Genomic DNA, 17738 nt, shown 5'->3' on the forward strand with positions numbered 1-17738 from the left:
ACGAGGTGGCGAAGTCCGGCGACCTTCCCTAAGTTCGCCGCATGCGCCAGACCTTCGACGAAAGCACCGACCCGTCCTTCGGCCCCAAGCACGTTCCCCTGATCCGTCAGGCGATGAGCGCCCAGGGCCTGGACGGCTTCCTGGTCCCCCACGAGGACGAACACCAGAACGAGTACCTGCCCGAGGCCAATGACCGGCTGGGCTGGGCCACGGGCTTCACGGGCTCGGCCGGAGCCGCGGTGATCCTCAAGGACAAGGCCGCCATCTTCGTGGACGGCCGCTACACCCTGCAGGTCCGCGACCAGGTGGACCAGGGAGTGTTCGAGATCCGCGACCTCGTGGAGGGCGGCGTGCCCGCCTATCTGGAGACCGCCACCGGCCAGGGGCAGACCATCGGCTACGACCCGCGTCTGCACTCCCCTGACGCCCTGGAGCGGCTGAAGGCCGCCGCCGCCAAGGCCGGCGCGACGCTCAAGCCCGTCGCGCCCAACCCGCTGGACACCGCCTGGGGCGCCGCGCGTCCGGCGCAACCTGTCGCCCCCGTCGTGCCTCACCCGCTGGCCTATGCCGGTGAGGAGTCGAGCGCCAAGCGCGCCCGGGTGGGCGAAGCGATCGCCGGCAAGAACGCCGAGGCCACGGTCCTGACAGCGCCGTCGTCCATCGCCTGGCTGTTCAACATCCGTGGCGGCGACGTGATCCGCTCGCCGCTGCCGCTCGGCCAGGCGATCCTGAACCGTGACGGCTCGGCCCGCCTGTTCCTCGATCCGGTGAAGGTCAGCCCTGAGCTGCGCGCCTGGCTGGGCAACGAGGTGCGGCTGGAGACCACCGACGACCTCCCCGCCGCCCTGGCCGAGCTGAAGGGCAAGCGGGTCCTGGTGGATCCCGGCCAGTCGTCCGCCTGGTATTTCGACGCCCTGGCCAAGGCCGGGGCCGAGGTGGTGCGCGGCGACGACCCTTGCGCCCTTCCCCGCGCCTGCAAGAACGGCGTCGAGATCGAAGGGACCCGCGAGGCCCACCGCCGCGACGGCGCGGCGGTGACCCAGTTCCTGCACTGGCTGGCAACCGAGGCCCAGGCCCGCACGGTCGACGAGATCGAGGTGGTGACCAAACTGGAAGGCTTCCGCCAGGCCACCGGCGCGCTCAAGGACCTTTCCTTCGACACCATCGCCGGAGCAGCCTCCAACGGCGCCGTCGTCCACTACCGGCCGACCAATCGCCTCAACAAACCGACCGAGGTCGGGTCATTGCTGCTGGTCGACTCCGGCGCCCAATACCTGGACGGCACCACCGACATCACCCGCACGGTGGCCATCGGCGAGCCCAGCCAGGAAATGCGCGAGCGCTTCACCCTGGTGCTGAAGGGCCATCTGGCGCTGGCCGCCATCCGCTTCCCGGCCGGGACCACGGGCTCGGCCCTGGACGCGTTCGCCCGCGCGCCGCTCTGGATGATGGGCTTCGACTACGACCACGGCACCGGCCATGGCGTCGGCTCCTATCTCGGCGTCCATGAAGGTCCGCAGCGGATTTCCAAACTGCCCAACTTCGTGGCGCTGAAGCCCGGGATGATCGTCTCGAACGAGCCCGGCTACTACAAGGAAGGCGCCTACGGCATCCGCATCGAGAACCTGCAGTACGTGACCGAGGCGGAACCCATCCCCGGCGGCGAGCGGCCGATGCACGGTTTCGCGACGCTGACCCTGGCCCCCATGGACCGCCGCCTGGTGGTGGTCGAAATGCTCAGCCCCGCCGAGCGCGAACAGTTCAACGCCTACCACGCCCGGGTCTGGGCGGAGATCGGACCGCGGGTCGAGGGCGAGGTGCGCGCCTGGCTCGAGGCCGCCTGCCAGCCGATCTAAGGAAGTCCAATGACCGAGACCGAGGCCAACGCAGCCCAGATCGAATACTGGAACGCCGCCACCGGCGAGACCTGGGCCGACCTGCAGGAGCGACTGGACACCCAGTTGGAACCCCTGGGCGAGGAGGCCATGCGAGCCCTGACGGCCAAGCCCGGCGAACGAATCCTGGATGTCGGCTGCGGGTCGGGTCAGACGACGCTCAGCCTCGCCAAGGCCGTGGCGCCCGGCGGCAGCGTGCTGGGCGTCGACATCTCGCGGCCGATGCTGGATGTCGCCCGCCGGCGTTCCAAGGGCGACCACCCCACCTTCCTGGAGGCCGACGCCCAGACCCACCCCTTCGGGTCCCAGATTTTCGACGCGGCCTTCTCCCGCTTCGGGGTGATGTTCTTCGCCGACCCGGTCGCGGCCTTCGCCAATATCCGCCGGGCGCTGAAGCCCGGCGGGCGGCTCACCTTCGTCTGCTGGCGGCGGCCCGACGAGAACCCCTTCATGACCCTGCCGATGACGGCGGCCCTGACCTTTCTCCCGCAGCCGGCACCGACCGATCCCCTGGCGCCGGGACCGTTCGCCTTCGCCGACCCGGACCGGGTGCGGAACATCCTCTCCCAAGCCGGGTTCGAGGCGATCGAGACCACGCCCCACGACCGCAAGATCGGCAGCGGCGACCTGGAGCAGACTCTGGCCGTGACCCAGAGAATCGGCCCGCTCGGGAGCATGCTGCGGGGGTATCCCGAACAGCGCGACAAGGTGATCGACGCCGTTCGCGAGGCGCTTCGGCCTCACGCGGGCCCAGAGGGTGTCAAGCTGTCGTCCGCCAGCTGGATCGTGACGGCCCGCGCCCCCTAGCCGGCCACCAGGGCCAGCCACTCGTCCTCGGTCATCACCTCGATGCCTAGGTCCGTGGCGGTCTTCAGCTTCGAGCCCGCGCCAGGGCCCGCCACCACCAGGTCGGTCTTCTTGGACACCGAGCCGGAGACCTTGGCCCCGAGCGCCTCGGCCTGGGCCTTGGCCTCGTCGCGCGTCATTTTTTCGAGCGCGCCGGTGAAGACGACGGTCTTGCCGGCCACTGCGGTGTCGGTCTTCGGCCGCTCGGCCGGAATGACCTCCAGCTCATCCCACAGGCTCTGGACCAGGCCGCGATTGTGCGCCTCGGCGAAGAAGTCGGCGATCATCCGCGCGGCCACCGGGCCCACGGCGTCGACCGAGGCGATCTCGCGGAAGTCCTCGCCCGGCGTCTCGGCCAAGGCCGCCTGGGCGGCGGCCTCGAAGCTGGCCCAGTCGCCGAAGCGCTCGGCCAGGGAGGCGCGAGCCTTGGCGTTGAGGCGCGGGACGGCAAGGCGAAGGTGTTCCTCCAGCGAGGCGCCGGCCGGGATCAGCATGGGCTGGCGGTCGCGGGCGAAGGCCAGGATGGCGTCCACCGCCGTCGGCCCCACCCCGTCAAGGTTCGCCAGGGCCCGTGCGCCCTCGCCGGGCCGCTGTTCCGACGCCCTGATCGAGGTCGCGACGAAGGCCTCCACGGTCTCGAAATGCCGGGCGAGCGCGATGGAGGTGCTCTCGCCGATGTGGCGGATCCCCAGACCGAAGATGAACCGGTCCAGCGGGATGGCCCGTTTGGCCTCGATCCCCGCCACCAGATTGCGCACCGAAGTCTCGCCGTAGCCGTCGGTGGCGCGCAACTCCTCCAGCTTGGCCTCGTCGCGGGCCAGCTTGAAGATGTCGGCGGGTGAGCGGATCCAGCTCCGCTCATAGAAGGCGGTGAGCTGCTTTTCTCCCAGGCCCTCGATGTCGAAGGCCCGGCGGGACACGAAATGGCGCAGGTGTTCGATGCGCTGGAACGGGCAGGCGAACTCCCCGGTGCAGCGGCGGACCACCGTCTCGGCGCCCGAGGCCGTGGTCTCCCGCGCCAGCGGCGTGTGCAGCGGACAGGGGCAATGGGTCGGGAATTCGTAGGCCTCAGGCCCACGCGGCTCGTCCAGCACGACGCTGACGATCTGCGGGATCACGTCGCCGGCCCGCTGCAGGATCACCGTGTCGCCGACCCGCAGGTCCTTGCGTGCGATCTCGTCGGCGTTGTGCAGGGTGGCGTTGACGACCACCACGCCGCCCACGGTCACCGGATGCAACCGCGCCACCGGCGTGATCGCCCCCGTGCGGCCTACCTGGATGTCGATGGCCTCCAGGATCGTGCGAGCCTGCTCGGCCGGGAACTTGCGCGCGATCGCCCAGCGCGGGGTGCGGGTGATGAAGCCCAGCCGCTGCTGCCAGTCCAGGCGGTCGACCTTGTAGACCACGCCGTCGATGTCATAGCCGAGCTTCGGGCGGGCGGCCTCCATGTCGGCATAGGCGGCCAGCAGGCCCTTGGCGTCGGTGACGCACTGGCTCTCGGGCGTGGTCTGGAAGCCCCATGCCTTCAGCAGGGCGAGCGCCTCCCACTGGGTCTTGGCGAAGGGCTCGCTGTGGAAACCCCAGGCATAGGCGAAGAACCGCAGCGGGCGGGTGGCGGTGACCTTCGGGTCGATCTGGCGCAGCGAGCCCGCCGCGGCGTTGCGGGGGTTGGCGTAGGTCTTCTGGCCGGCCGCCTCGTTGGCGGCGTTGAGCCGGGCGAACTCCTCGTGGCCGAGATAGACCTCGCCCCGGACCTCAATGACCTCGGGCCAGCCTGAGCCGGCCAGCTGCTTGGGGATCTCGGCGATGGTCCGCAGGTTCTCGGTGACGTCCTCCCCCACCCGGCCGTCGCCCCGCGTGGCCCCCCGGACCAGGACGCCCTTCTCGTAGCGGATCGAGGCCGACAGCCCGTCGATCTTCGGCTCGGCGGTATAGGTCACCGGCTCCCCGGCGGAGAGCCGCAGGAACCGGCGGATCCGGGCGTCGAACTCGAGCGCGTCCTCGTTGGAGAAGGCGTTGTCGAGGCTGAGCATCGGCACGCCGTGCTCGACAGGCGAGAACTGTTCGTTTCGCGCCGCCCCCACCCGCATCGACGGCGAGTTCTCGCGGATCAGCTGCGGAAACGCCGCCTCGAGTTCGAGGTTTCGGCGCTTCATCGCGTCATAGTCGGCGTCGGTGATCGTCGGCGCGTCGTCACGGTGGTAGCGCAGGTCGTGCTCGGCCAGTTGGTCGGCGAGCCGGGTCATCTCCTCGGCCGCCTCGGCCTCGGAGAGTTCAGCCAGAGGCTTGTCCGCCATCAGATCCTCTCCCAGCGCGCAGCGCGATTTGGGGGAGGTGGATCGTCGCTTCTTCGCGACGAGACGGAGGGGGCTGCAGCCCACGACCGCGAGTCACGGTCCCCCTCAGTCAGCTTCGCTGACAGCTCCCCCAGGGGGGGAGCATCTTGAAACCACGCGATCTCAGGCATGCATCAAGGCCCTGGCAGCGGCGCGCGCCGCGTCGGTGATCTGGGCGCCCGCCAGCATGCGGGCGATCTCTTCCTCGCGCTCGGCGGCCGACAGGGTCTCCACCGCCGTACGCAGTCGCTCGCCGTCCCCGGCCTTGGAGATCCGCCAATGGGCCTCGGCCCGGGCGGCGACCTGGGGCGAATGGGTGACGACCAGGACCTGGGCGGCCGTGGCCAGGCGTTTCAGCCGCAGACCCACGGCGTCGGCCACGGCCCCGCCCACGCCTTGGTCCACCTCGTCGAAGATCATCAGCGGCTGGGGGCCTTCGGCACGACCGGCCAGGGAGGCCTTGAGCGCCAGGGCGAACCGGGCCAACTCCCCGCCCGAGGCGATGGCGCCCAGGTCGCCGAACGGCGCGCCGGGATTGGTGGCGATCTCGAAGGCGACGCGGTCCTGGCCGCCCGGGCCGGCGCGGTCCTCCGTCAGGGGCTCCACCGCGACCCGGAACCGGGCCTTGTCCAGCTTCAACGGCGCCAGTTCGCCCATGACCGCGGCGGCCAGGCGTTCGCCGGCCGCGCGGCGCGCTTCGGTGAGCTTCCGGGCGGCATCCAGATAGCCGGCCCGGGCGCTGGCGACCGCAACCTCGGCGGCCTTCAGGTCGTCCTCGGAGGATTCCATGGCCCGCAGGCGCTCGGCGAACCGCACCCTCAGGATCGACAGTTCCTCGACGCTGACGCCGAGCTTGCGGGCCATGCCGCGCAGCTCGAACAGCCGCTCCTCGGTCTTCTCAAGCTGGTCGGGACGGAAGTCGAAAGCGCCGGCGGCGGCGTCGACCGCGGCCTCGGCCTCCTGGGCCTCGCCGAACACCCGATCGATGGCGGCGCTGGCGGCGGCCAGGCGGGTGACGGCCGCCCCCTCCTCCGCGGCTCCGGCGGCGATGGCGCGGGTGCGGGCGTGCTCCACGGCGCGGATGGCCTGGGCGAGCTTGCCGGAAAGGCCGGTGAAGGCCTCGCGGGCGTCGGAAATGTCGGAGAGCGCCTTCTCGGAGGCGCCGAGGATGGCGCGCTCCTCGGCCAGCACCGTCTCCTCGCCCGGCTGCGGGTCGAGACGGTCCAGTTCGGAGAGCCGCAGGGTCAGCTCCTCGCTCTCGGCGGCGGCGCGGCCGACGATCTCACGCAGTTCGTCGGCGCGGGCCCGAGCGGCGCGCCAGTCGCTCCAGCGGGCGGATACGGTGGAGCCCAAGCCGGCGAGGGACCCATAGGCGTCCAGCAGCGGGCGATGGGTGCGGGCGTCCAGCAGGCCCACGGTCTCATGCTGGCCGTGGACCTCCAGCAGCAGGTCGCCCAGCTCGCGCAGGACGGTGGCGCTGGTGGCCTGGTCGTTGACGAAGGCGCGGCTGCGGCCGTCGGCCGAGAGGGTGCGGCGCAGGATCAGGTCCTCGTCGCGGGCGTAGGAGAGCCCCTTCTCCTCCAGCACGTCCCAGATGGGATGATCGGGCGAGGGCGCGAACACGGCCGAGACCGCCGCCTGGGCCGCGCCCTGGCGCACCAGCCCCGCTTCGGCGCGGACACCCACGGCCAGGCCCAAGGCGTCGAGGATGATCGACTTCCCCGCCCCGGTCTCGCCGGTGAGCGCCGTGAGACCCGGGCCGATGGACAGGTCCAGGGCCTCGATCAGCACCACGTCGCGGATCCACAGTCCGATCAGCATGTTCGCAAGATCGCCTGGAATCGCACCGGCCGGAAGCCCGCGCGTTCGCTTTAGGTTCTTATTTGTCCCGCTCGCCCAGGAACGGGAGGCGCGAGAGCAGGCCCTTGCGCTCGGGCGGGGGGGCCTTGGGCGTCTCGGGCGCCTCGGCCGGAGCCGCTTCGGGTGCGGCCTCGGGGGCGGGCGCCATGGCCGCCGCGGCGGTCGGCATCGCGGGTCCCTCGGCGGCCGGCGGCTTCACGGTCGCCTTCTTGTCCTTGACGAACGGCAGGCGCGACATGATCCCCCGGCGTTCGCCGGTGGGCTCGGTCGCCGGGCGCAGGCCCTTGTCGGTGAGCAGCTTGTAGGCGTCGCGATACCAGGGATCGCCGGGATAGTTGTAGCCCAGCACGGCGCCGTTGCGCTTGGCTTCTTCGCCGAGGCCGAGTGTCAGATAGGCTTCCACAAGCCGGTACAGCGCTTCGGGCGCGTGGCTGGTGGTCTGGTAGCGGTCGATGACGGTCTTGAAGCGGCCGATCGCGGCCAGGGTGTCACCCTGGCGCAGATAGTAGCGGCCGACGGTCATTTCCTTGCCGGCCAGCTGGTCGTTGACCATGTCGATCTTCAGGCGGGCGTCGGCGGCATATTCGGTGCGCGGGAACCGCTGGACGATTTCCTGCAGGTTGTTCAGCGCCTGGCCGGTGGCGGCCTGGTCCCGACCCACGTCGACGATCTGTTCGAAATAGCAGATGGCCTTCAGGTAGTGCGCGTAGGCGGCGGCCGGGTTGCCCGGATAGAGCGAGATGAACCGGTCGGCGTCGCCGATCGCCTCGGCGTAGTTGTTGCCCTGGTAGTGGGCGTAGGCGGTCATCAGGATCGCCCGGCGCGACCATTCCGAATAGGGATGCTGGCGTTCCACTTCCCCGAAATACTGCACGGCCTGGTTCCACAGGCCGCGATCCAGCCGATCGGCGCCGGTGGCGTAGAGCAGCTCGACCGGCCGCTCCTCATAGGCGAGGCGAGGCTTCTTCTCCTTGCCGGCGCATCCGGCCAGGGCGAGGACGGCGATGCCGGCGACAAGCGCCACACGAGCTCGGGAATGACGAAGCAAGGACACCTGCACCTCAAAGAGACCAACGCGCGCCCCCGGGCCGCGAGTCCCCGCTTCTACAGCATGCGATGCAGGGCGCAAATGCGGCGGTGGCGTCAGATTTGGCGACGCCGGGAGGCGGTCAGACCGCTTCGGCCAGGTCCTGCACCAGGGTGCGATAGCGCCAGGCCTGGGGATTGGCCATCAGGGCCCGGACCAGCATGTTGTTGACGCCGTGGCCGGCCAGGACGCCCTCGAAGCGGCCCAGGATCGGAGCGCCCAGGACATAGAGGTCGCCGATGGCGTCCAGCGCTTTGTGGCGCACGAATTCGTCCGGCCGGCGCAGGCCTTCCGGATTGAGGATGCGGTCGCCCTCGATGACGACGGCGTTCTCCATCGAGCCGCCCCGCGCAAGGCCGATGCTGCGCAGATACTCGACCTCGTGCAGGAAGCCGAAGGTGCGGCAGTCGGCCAGTTCGCGGCGGAAGGCTTGCTCGTCCATCGCCAGGTCGACGCGCTGGCGGCCGATGGCGGTCGAGGCGAAAGCGATCTCGAAGGCGACTTCGAAACGGTCGGATGGGCTCAGGGTGGCGCGCTTGTCGCCATCCACATATTCGATCACGTCCAGGATCTCGATATAGCGGCGCGGAGCGTCCTGCCCCCGGCGCCCGGCGCGGTCGAGGACCTGTACGAACGGCAGGGACGAGCCGTCCATGATCGGCATCTCGGGACCGTCGAGTTCGACGGTGGCGTTGTCGATGTTCAGCATGACCAGGGCGGCCATCAGGTGCTCGATGGTCGAAACGCTCACCCCGGCGGCGTTCTCGATCACGGTGCCCAACTGGGTCTTGGTCACGGCGTCGCCCGAGACCGGCACGCGGTTATCGCGGTCCAGCACGTCGGTGCGCACGAAGACGATCCCCGAATTGACCGGCGCCGGCCGAACCGAGACGCGGGTGTAGGCGCCGGTGTGGACACCGACTCCGGCGAAGATCGCGGGGCCTTGCAGGGTCTGTTGGAACACCGATGCGGGCAAGCTCTTCGCCTTCTCAACGGACGCGCGACCCCGGGGGGTGGCCGCATGACGCCACAGCAGCGGAGTAGGCCGGATGCTGCAGCGCGGCAAAACACTTCCTGTTTCGCTATGTTTCGATTTGGGACGTTAAGAATCCCTTAGGATTCAAGGCGAAAGCGCCACGCGCCCCGTCGCGCAGGACCCTATCCGAAACGCGACATGGCCGGGACTAGCCCGGCCATGTGCAGGTTCGAATTGTCGTGCTGGGATCAGTTGGCCAGGCGACGCAGGAAGGACGGGATCTCCAAATCTTCCTGGCTCTCGGTCTGGGCTTCCTGGACCGGCTGTTCAGCCGGCAAGGCGCCGCCGCGGCTGGCCGCCGGGCGGGCGGCCTGGGGCGCGGGCGCCGGGGCGTCGTAGCGGGGGCGGCTGCCGAACAGGCTGAGGAAGCCCGAGCGCTGGGGCCGGCGATCCTCGAAGGCCGCTTCACCAAACAGCGGCTCTTCCTCGTGATCCTCGACCGACGGATCGACGATCTTGGTCATGGGACGCACGATCTGCGGCTCGGGCGCGGCCGGGGCCGGCGCGGCGGCGTAGAGGTCGCCCTGCTCTTCTTCGTCATCGAAGGCGGCCTTGACCGGCTCCGGCGCGGGCGCCGGCGTCGGGGCATAGGCCGTGATCACCTCGGGCCGCGAGACCGGGGCCGGCGGGACATAGGCCGCGTAGCTGGGCGTGGGGGTCGGGGCGCGCATCACCGGCTCGGGCGTCGGAGCCGGAGCGCGTTGGGTCTCGGCGCGCAACGGCGGGGCGGTCAGCGGCCGGCGCTCGACCTTGGGCTCGATGGCGGCGATCGAGGCGCCGTCCATGCCCGTGGCGACCACCGAGACGCGGATCATGCCGTCCAGCGACGGATCGAAGGCCGCGCCGAAGATGATGTTGGCTTCCGGATCGACCTGTTCGGAGATGGCGTTGGCCGCCTCGTCGACTTCCAGCAGAGTCATGTCCAGCCCACCGGTCACATTGACCAGCACGGCCTTGGCGCCCTTGAGCGAAACCTCGTCCAGCAGCGGATTGGCGATGGCGTTCTGGGCGGCCATCAGGGCGCGATCGTCGCCGGTCGCCTCCCCGGTGCCCATCATCGCCTTACCCATCTCGGTCATGACCGTGCGGACGTCGGCGAAGTCGAGATTGATCAGGCCCGGAAGCACCATCAGGTCGGTGATGGAGCGCACGCCCGAGTGCAGGACCTGGTCGGCCATGCCGAAGGCCTCGGCGAAGGTGGTCCGCTCGTTGGCGACCCGGAACAGGTTCTGGTTGGGGATGACGATCAGGGTGTCGACATAGCGCTGTAGCTCGCCGATGCCGGCGTCGGCCAGGCGCATGCGGTGGCGGCCTTCGAAGTGGAACGGCTTGGTGACCACGCCCACCGTCAGGATGCCGCGCTCACGGGCGCACTTGGCGATGATCGGAGCCGCGCCGGTGCCGGTGCCGCCACCCATGCCCGCGGTGATGAAGATCATGTGGGCGCCGTCGAGGTGCTCGCCGATCTCGGGGATCGACTCCTCGGCCGCGCTCATCCCGACCTCCGGGTGGGCCCCGGCGCCGAGGCCCTGGGTCACCTGCACGCCGAGCTGGATGCGCCGGTCGGTCTTGGAGAAGGAAAGCTGCTGGGCGTCAGTATTGGCGACGACGAATTCGACGCCCTCCAGTCCCGCCTCGATCATGTTGTTGACCGCGTTGCCACCGGCGCCCCCGACGCCGAACACGACGATACGCGGCTTCAGTTCGGTCGCGCGCGGCGCTGAAAGTGCAATAGCCATTGGGACCCTGTGTCTCCGTACCGTGGTCTAGGGAACACCTGGCGACCCGCCCGCCTGGTTCCCGCGACGGATGGCGTTAAGGAAACGCCCACCATCGTTAATTGGCGGTTAACTGCATAAGGCGAGTCGGACGCGCGTCGACCCGTGTGGATAACAAATTTCTTGCTGCGTAAGGCTTACGCGTTAACCACGTCGCCGAACCTGCGACCCGATGACTCAGTCGCTCAGGTCCTGAGCTAAGACGCTCAACGAACAGGACATTAAAGCCAACGGCCAAGCTTTGGGTCTTGGGTCGCGAGCTTGCATCCCGGCGCGGTCGACTTGCGACCTGGCCCTCGTTCACCTGATTTGCCCAAGATCATCCCCAGGAACGCACAGGGCCGCCCACAGCACATACAGCCGAGCCTAGGCGGCTTGGCGCACCGGAACGGGCGTCGGTTTGGCGAACTCCATGACCCCGTCGTCCACGGTCGCGTACTTCAGGTTCATCAGGTCGAGCGCGTAGTTCTGGTGCAGCTTCCACGGCGCCTTGGAGCCCTGCTTGGGGAACTTCTCCATGGCCCGCTGGACGTAGCCGGACGAGAAATCCAGCCAGGGCTCCTCGCCGATGGTCGGGTCGGTGTTGCGCGGCGTGCACTGCGACGTGCCGGTCTTGGTCATGTGGTTGAGCAGCCGGCAGACATATTCGCAGGTCAGGTCGCACTTCAGGGTCCAGGAGGCGTTTGTGTAGCCGAAGGACGATGCCAGGTTCGGCACGTCGCGGTACATCATGCCCTTGTAGCTCATGGCCTTGGCAGGATCGACGCGATGGCCGTCGACGGAGAGCTCCAGGCCGTTCAGCGCCTTCAGCTCCAGGCCGGTGGCGGTGACGATCACGTCAGCCGCTAGCTCCTCGCCGGACTTCAGCCGTATGCCGGTTTCGGTGAAGGTCTCGATGTGGTCGGTGGTGACCGAGGCGGTCCCGGCCTTGATGGCTTCGAACAGGTCGGCGTCCGGCACCAGGCACAGGCGCTGGTCCCAGGGGTTGTAGCTAGGCGTGAAGTGCTTATCGACATCATAGTCAGGGCCGAGTTCCTGGCGCACCATGTCGATGATGCCGGCCTTCACCTGGGCCGGCTTCTTGCGGGCCATCTGGTAGAAGTACATGCCGAACAGCACGTTGCGCCAGCGGACCAGGGCGTAGGCCAGCTTGGCCGGGAGCCACTTGCGCAGGTCGTTGGCCATCTTGTCCTCGGCCGGCCGCGAAACGACGTAGGTCGGCGAGCGCTGCAGCATGACCACGTGGGCCGCGGTCTTGGCCATTTCCGGCACCAGGGTCACCGCCGTGGCGCCCGATCCGATGACCACCACGCGCTTGCCGGCGTAGTCGAGATCCTCCGGCCACTTCTGCGGATGGACGATGGCGCCCTTGAATCGTTCCGCGCCCGGGAAATCCGGCGTGTAGCCGTTCTCGTAGTTGTAGTAGCCGCCGCACAGGAACAGGAAGTTGCAGGTGTAGCGGACGTTCTCCCCGCCCCGCACGGCCTCGACCGTCCAGGCAGACGTCTCGCTGGACCAGGACGCCCGCTTCACCTGGTGGCCGAAGCGGATGTGCCGGTCGATGCCGTTGTCGCGGGCCGTGTCGCGCACATAGCGCAGGATCGACGGGCCGTCGGCGATGGCCTTGGCCTGCGTCCACGGCTTGAAGGCATAGCCCAGGGTGTACATGTCGCTGTCCGACCGGATGCCCGGATAGCGGAACAGGTCCCAGGTGCCGCCGATGGCCTCGCGGCCTTCCAGGATGGCGTAGGTGCGGTTCGGACAGTTGGCCTGCAGGTGATAACCCGCGCCGATGCCCGAAAGGCCTGCGCCCACGATCACCACGTCGAAATGCTGGTCGGCCATACGAGTCCCCGCTTCCTGAACGCCGATCAGTTACCGAAACTCACCGCCGAAACAAGCGCTTCCCGGCCATGACGAGCTGGGTGTGGGGGCGTTGGGGGACGATCTAGAGGTTGTCGCGCAGCCAGGCGGCGGCTTTGGCCACCGGGTTGGCGCCGGCCTCCAGGGGTTCGCGGCGCAGCTTGGCCGAGGCCAGCGCCTTGGCCGAAACCGCCTCGCGGGGCCCAAAGGCGGCGCGCTGCAAGACGCCCGCCGCGGCGCAGAACGCCGGTCCCGAGGCCGCGTCGGCCAGGTGCGGCACGCGACGCGGCCGGCCCAGGCGCACCGGGCGGTCGAACACCCGGACGGCCACTTCGCGCACCCCGGCCAGCTGGCTTGCGCCGCCGGTCAGGACCAGGCCCGCGCCCGCTTCGACGGGAGCGCCCGAGGCCTTCAGCCGGTCGCGCAGCAGCTCCAGGGTTTCCTCGACGCGCGGAGCGATGATGCCCTTCAGCAGCGAGCGGGGCGCGATCACCGGACCGGCGCCCGGATCGTCGCCGCGCGGCGGCGCCTCGATCATCTCGCGGTCCTCGTTGGCCGAGGCGATGGCCGAGCCGTGCAGGGTCTTGATCCGCTCGGCGCCGGCCATGGAGGTGGAAAGGCCTCGGGCGATGTCGGCGGTGACGTGGCTGCCGCCCACCGGCAGGGTCTCTACGTGGATCAGGCTGCCGCCCGCGAACACGGCCGCCGAGGTCGAGCCGCCGCCCATGTCGATGCAGACCGCGCCAAGGTCCATCTCGTCTTCTTCCAGGGCGGCCAGGGCCGAGGCGAAGGGCGCGGCGACCACGCCCTCGAACTGCAGATGGGCCCGCTCGACGCAGGCGCCCAGGGTCTGGAACACAGCCTCGCTGACCGAGACCACCAGCAGCTCGACGCCCAGCGCCCGGCCGAACATGGCGCGGGGATCGCGGATCGCGGCCTGGCCGTCCACCGACCAGGCGACCGGCAGGATGTGGGCGGCGCGGCGGCCGGGGATCTTGATCTGCGACAGGGCCTGCTGGATGGCGCGCACCAGGTCGGCGTCGGAGATCGGGCGGGCGCCGATGGAGACGCGGCCGGCGATGCGGTGGCTGGTGAGCTGGCCGCCGGCGGTGGCGACGGTGACGCCCTGCACCTGCACGCCCGCGACGTTCTCGGCCCGCTCCACGGCCTGGGCGATGGCGTCGGAGGCCTCGTCCAGATTTACGATCGCCCCGCCGCGCACGCCGCGGGACTGCACATAGCCGACCCCGGCCGCTGTCAGGGTGCGGTCGCCCCGGCGGACGCCCTCTGGCTTCATGATGAAACAGGTGACCTTCGAGGCGCCCAGGTCCACGGCCGCCACCACGGGTTGGCGGCTCAGCGCCGCCTTCAGGCCCTCGCGGCTGTCCTTGCGTTCCTCGAGACGGGTGGCCAAGCTCGTAATCCCTCTATCCAATCAAGCGCCGTTCGCGACGAGCTGCCCGGGAAGGGCGCCATCGCGCGGCCGCACCGCCACAGTCGTCGGATCGCGCAGGTCGATCCGTTCAAAACCCAGTTCAAGGATCCGCGAGCGCTGATCCAGCTGCTCCAGCTGGATCAGGGCCGCGCCCTCGTCGACCGCCGGAAGCTGCACCAGCGAGCCGTCCTTCAGCCGCAGGTCCCAGCGGCGGCCGTCGACCCGCACCAGGGCCTCCAGCCGCTCGGCCAGCCGGGGCCGTGAGGCGATCTCCGGCAGGATCGCGGCGGCGAAATCATTTGCGCCCGCGCCCACGATCAGGGGCAGGTTGGCGAACTGGCGCGGATCGGCCTCGGGGATCACCCGGCCGGTCTCGTCGATCACCCGGCTCTTGCCGCCGCTCTGCCAGACGGCCAGCTGGCGGCGTTCGACCACCGCCAGGACCAGGGTGTCGGGCAGCAGGCGCACGACCCGCGCCTCCTTCACCCAGCCCACGGCCTCGACCCGCTTGCGGACCTCTTCCAGGTTGAGCCCCAGGACCGGCTGATCCTTGTAGACCCCGGCCGCTTTGAGGATGTCGGCTGTCGCCATCGCCGAGGCGCCCTGGACGTGTACGGCCTTCAGCTTGAAGCCCAGGCTGGCGAACTCGCTGCCAACCGCCTCATTGATCGTCGTGTGCAGGGCCTGGCCCCGGCCGCCGGTGGCCAGGGTCACGCCCATGGTCAGCGCCAGCACGGCCGCCGCTGCGGCGAGCGCATAGGCGGGCGACAGCCCGACGCCGCGGGCGGCCTTCAGTTTGCCAGGGGCGTACGCCCCCTGCTTCTTGGGCTGGGGTCGAGCCTTGGTGCTAGCGGGCGCTTTAGCCCGGGGTTTCGCTTGAACTCGCGATCCCCCCCGCATCGCCGCGGGCATAAGCATCCTCCGTGATCCAAAGCACTAGACGGTCAAAGTCCACGCCCTTCGACGCCGCCTGCTCGGGGACGAGCGAAGTGGGCGTCATGCCGGGCTGTGTGTTGACCTCCAGAAGGACCAGAATGTCGTTAATGTCGTCATAACGAAGGTCAGATCGGGTAACGCCTCGGCAACCAAGCGCCGCATGGGCCCGCTCCGACAGCTCCAGCGCCTTTTCGAAGGCGTGTAAGGGAATCTGCGCCGGAACGACGTGCTCCGAGCCCCCCTCCCCGTACTTGGCCTCGTAGTCATAAAAGCCCGAGCGCGGCACAATGTCCGTCACGGTGATCGCCTTGCCGTCCATGACCGCCACCGCCAGCTCCTTGCCGCGGACATAGGGCTCGATCATCACCTCCTCGCCGAAGGTCCAGCCGGGGGCGACAATCTCCTGCGGCGGGCGGTTGGCGCCTTCCGGGACGATGAACACCCCGACCGAGGAGCCCTCCGCATTGGGCTTGATCACGTAAGGCGGCGCCATGACGTGGTCGGCCGCGGCCTCGAAGCGGTTGAACAGCCCGCCGCCGGGCACGGTCACGCCCGCCGCGGCCAGCACCGCCTTGGACTTGGCCTTGTCCATGGCCAGCGCCGAGGCCAGGACGCCCGAATGGGTGTAGCGCAGGCCCAGCGTCTCCAGCACGCCCTGTACGCAGCCGTCCTCGCCCCATTCGCCATGCAAGGCGTTGAAGCAGACATCGGGTTTCAGCCTGGCCAGCACCTGGGCAAGGTCGCGGCCGGCGTCGACCCGGGTGACCTTGGCGCCCAGCCGTTCCAGGGCGTCGCCGCACTCGCGGCCGGAGATCAGGCTGACCTCTCGTTCGGAAGACAGTCCGCCCATCAGCAGGGCCACGTGTCGGCCAGAAAGGGGGCGTCCGGAAAGCGGCAGGGTCATTTGGCCTCGGCGGCGGTCTGGGCGGGGAGCGTCGCGACGATGGCGATGAGGGGAGCGGTTCGCATGCTCCGGCGGGTGCGCCACGCGCAGAGTCCTGTCAAGGCATCGCCGATCGCGGGATCAATGTTGCTGACATCACGCTGGCGGGAGGCAGGGCCCAGAGTCTCGGCCGAACCGGAGATCGCCATGACCGTCGCCACCGCCCCTGCCCCTGCCCGCGCGTCCACCGCCCTCGACCGCCTGCCCATGCCGCCCTGCGCCAAGCTGCTGGGCTGGCATGTGCTGGACGCCCGCCCCGCCGACGGCTGGATTCGCATCGGGTTCGAGGGCCGCCCCGAGTTCCTCAATCCGGCCGGCTTCATCCAGGGCGGATTCCTGGCCGCCATGCTCGACGACACCATGGGCCCGGCGGTCTTCTCCCACACGGACGGAGCCCTCTACACCGCGACGATCGGCATGAGCGTGACCTATCTGAAACCGGCCGTCGCCGGCCCGCTGTTCGGCGAGGGCCAGGTGGTGCAACTGGGCAAGACGGTAGGCTTCGTGGAGGCCACCCTGATGGACGGCGCGGGCGCGCTCGTCGCTCGCGCCACAGCCAGCGTTCGGCTCGTGCCCAGCGCGAAAGCGCTCTGATCGCCCCCCAAGCGACGAACGCGCCCTTGCTGACAACCAACCGGCGAATTCTTCGCCTGTCCGGTGTTTTTCAAGAGAAGACCTGTCGATGACTTCGAGTTCTCCAACATTGGCGCAGGTCCAGCAGCATCTAGACGACTCGCCTGACTTGAATGTTTGTTAAGAAATAGTTAAGGTTCCCACGAAGACTGCGCTGCCTAGCGGCGCCAGGGGGACTAAAATCATGGGCTTGAAGTCAACTTCCCGCGCGCTTGCCGTCGCCGCGACCCTCGTCGCCTCGGCCGCCGCGGTCTCGCCCGCCGCCGCCGGCGTCGTGGTGTTCAGCAATGTCAGCGCCGACTGGAGCGATCCGACCCCGGGTTCGGGCATCACCATCGCCAACGGGGCGCCGACCTCGACGGCCAGCTGGGGGACCCCGGCGCTCGGCAACAAGCAGAGCAGCTACAGCTTCACCGGCAACGGCGTGGTCACCGACGACCTGGTCAGCGGCGGCAGCGACGGCTCGTTCCAGCTGGGCGAGTTCCAGCACAACAACTGGCCGATCACCGGTACGTCGCTCACCTCGATTAAGTTGCTGTTCACGGCCGACGTCTCGGTCGATGGCAACGATGTCGGGCCGCAGACCTTCGAGTTCCTGTTCCACCACGACGAAACGCCGAACAATGGCACGAACGGCGCCTGCAAGTACGGCGGCACGCCCGGGTCTGGCATCAACACCTACGGCTGCGCCGACCAGGTAAGCGTCGAGTCCAACACGCTGCAGAACATTTTCACGTTCGGCAAGGACACCTACACCCTCGAGATCGCCGGCTTCTTCTCGGGCGGCGCCCTGACCGAGACCTTCCTCACCAAGGAAGGCAAGGTCGAGGAAGTGACCACCTATTACTGGCACTACGGGCAAAAGAAGAAAAAGAAGGAGCTGGTCTACACCTCCTTCCCCAACAAGGCCTACGTCATGGGCACGGTCCACATGGTCACCTCGGCCATCCCCGAGCCCTCGACCTGGGCGATGCTGATCGTCGGCTTCGGCGGGGTCGGCTCCATGCTCCGCGCCAACCGTCGCCGGCTGGTTCCCGCCCTCGCCTAGGGGCGCCGCAGACCTTGGAGATGCCTCAACGCCGCCGGTCGC

At 69.2% G+C, this 17738-nt stretch carries 14 protein-coding genes; 4 read left to right on the forward strand and 10 right to left on the reverse strand.

The genetic code is table 11. The annotated features are described in order from the left end of the window. Nucleotides 1–41 precede the first annotated feature (41 nt). Nucleotides 42–1856, forward strand: a complete 1815-nt coding sequence (locus M9M90_RS14360) for an aminopeptidase P family protein (RefSeq protein WP_254833903.1) — start codon at nucleotides 42–44, stop codon at nucleotides 1854–1856. 9 nt (nucleotides 1857–1865) lie between these two features. Further along, nucleotides 1866–2702 (forward strand): class I SAM-dependent methyltransferase, encoded by an 837-nt coding sequence (locus M9M90_RS14365; RefSeq protein WP_254833904.1) that lies wholly within the window; start codon nucleotides 1866–1868, stop codon nucleotides 2700–2702. Here M9M90_RS14365 and ligA read toward each other — a convergent pair. The 10 genes from ligA to M9M90_RS14415 form a co-directional block, all read right to left on the reverse strand. Continuing rightward, entirely contained in the window at nucleotides 2699–5038 is a 2340-nt protein-coding gene (gene ligA / locus M9M90_RS14370; RefSeq protein WP_254833905.1) for an NAD-dependent DNA ligase LigA, read from the reverse strand. The genes M9M90_RS14365 and ligA overlap by 4 nt on opposite strands. A 162-nt stretch (nucleotides 5039–5200) precedes the next feature. After that, nucleotides 5201–6898 carry a DNA repair protein RecN gene (gene recN / locus M9M90_RS14375; RefSeq protein ID WP_254833906.1) on the reverse strand — a complete coding sequence of 566 codons (1698 nt, stop codon included), beginning with the start codon at nucleotides 6896–6898 and terminating at the stop codon, nucleotides 5201–5203. Nucleotides 6899–6956: 58 nt separating this feature from the next. Next, nucleotides 6957–7961, reverse strand: a complete 1005-nt coding sequence (locus tag M9M90_RS14380) for an outer membrane protein assembly factor BamD (protein WP_371876859.1) — start codon at nucleotides 7959–7961, stop codon at nucleotides 6957–6959. Between the two features lie 145 nt (nucleotides 7962–8106). Then, nucleotides 8107–9000, reverse strand: coding sequence for a UDP-3-O-acyl-N-acetylglucosamine deacetylase (gene lpxC, locus M9M90_RS14385; protein ID WP_254833907.1), 894 nt, complete (start codon nucleotides 8998–9000; stop codon nucleotides 8107–8109). Between the two features lie 248 nt (nucleotides 9001–9248). Continuing rightward, nucleotides 9249–10799: a cell division protein FtsZ gene (gene ftsZ, locus M9M90_RS14390; RefSeq protein WP_254833908.1), complete on the reverse strand. Its 1551-nt coding sequence runs from the start codon at nucleotides 10797–10799 to the stop codon at nucleotides 9249–9251. Nucleotides 10800–11204: 405 nt separating this feature from the next. After that, on the reverse strand, nucleotides 11205–12683 hold the full coding sequence (locus M9M90_RS14395) for an NAD(P)/FAD-dependent oxidoreductase (RefSeq protein ID WP_254833909.1): 1479 nt from the start codon (nucleotides 12681–12683) through the stop codon (nucleotides 11205–11207). A gap of 103 nt (nucleotides 12684–12786) precedes the next feature. Continuing rightward, nucleotides 12787–13998: a cell division protein FtsA gene (gene ftsA, locus M9M90_RS14400; protein ID WP_254837141.1), complete on the reverse strand. Its 1212-nt coding sequence runs from the start codon at nucleotides 13996–13998 to the stop codon at nucleotides 12787–12789. Between the two features lie 138 nt (nucleotides 13999–14136). Beyond that, the gene (locus M9M90_RS14405) at nucleotides 14137–14871 is read right to left on the reverse strand and encodes a cell division protein FtsQ/DivIB (RefSeq protein WP_371876860.1); all 735 of its coding nucleotides are present in this window, start codon (nucleotides 14869–14871) and stop codon (nucleotides 14137–14139) included. A gap of 124 nt (nucleotides 14872–14995) precedes the next feature. After that, a complete protein-coding gene (locus tag M9M90_RS14410; RefSeq protein ID WP_254833911.1) occupies nucleotides 14996–15976 on the reverse strand; it encodes a D-alanine--D-alanine ligase in 981 nt (326 codons plus the stop codon). Next, a complete protein-coding gene (locus M9M90_RS14415) occupies nucleotides 15973–16164 on the reverse strand; it encodes a hypothetical protein (RefSeq protein WP_254833912.1) in 192 nt (63 codons plus the stop codon). Before M9M90_RS14415 ends, M9M90_RS14410 begins: the two co-directional genes overlap by 4 nt. Here M9M90_RS14415 and M9M90_RS14420 point away from each other — a divergent pair. Beyond that, complete coding sequence (locus tag M9M90_RS14420) at nucleotides 16163–16609, forward strand: PaaI family thioesterase (protein ID WP_254833913.1); 447 nt, start codon at nucleotides 16163–16165, stop codon at nucleotides 16607–16609. The genes M9M90_RS14415 and M9M90_RS14420 overlap by 2 nt on opposite strands. 223 nt (nucleotides 16610–16832) lie before the next feature. Next, on the forward strand, nucleotides 16833–17696 hold the full coding sequence (locus tag M9M90_RS14425) for a THxN family PEP-CTERM protein (protein WP_254833914.1): 864 nt from the start codon (nucleotides 16833–16835) through the stop codon (nucleotides 17694–17696). Nucleotides 17697–17738: the final 42 nt, after the last annotated feature.

The organism is Phenylobacterium sp. LH3H17, assembly GCF_024298925.1.
Taxonomy (GTDB): domain Bacteria; phylum Pseudomonadota; class Alphaproteobacteria; order Caulobacterales; family Caulobacteraceae; genus Phenylobacterium.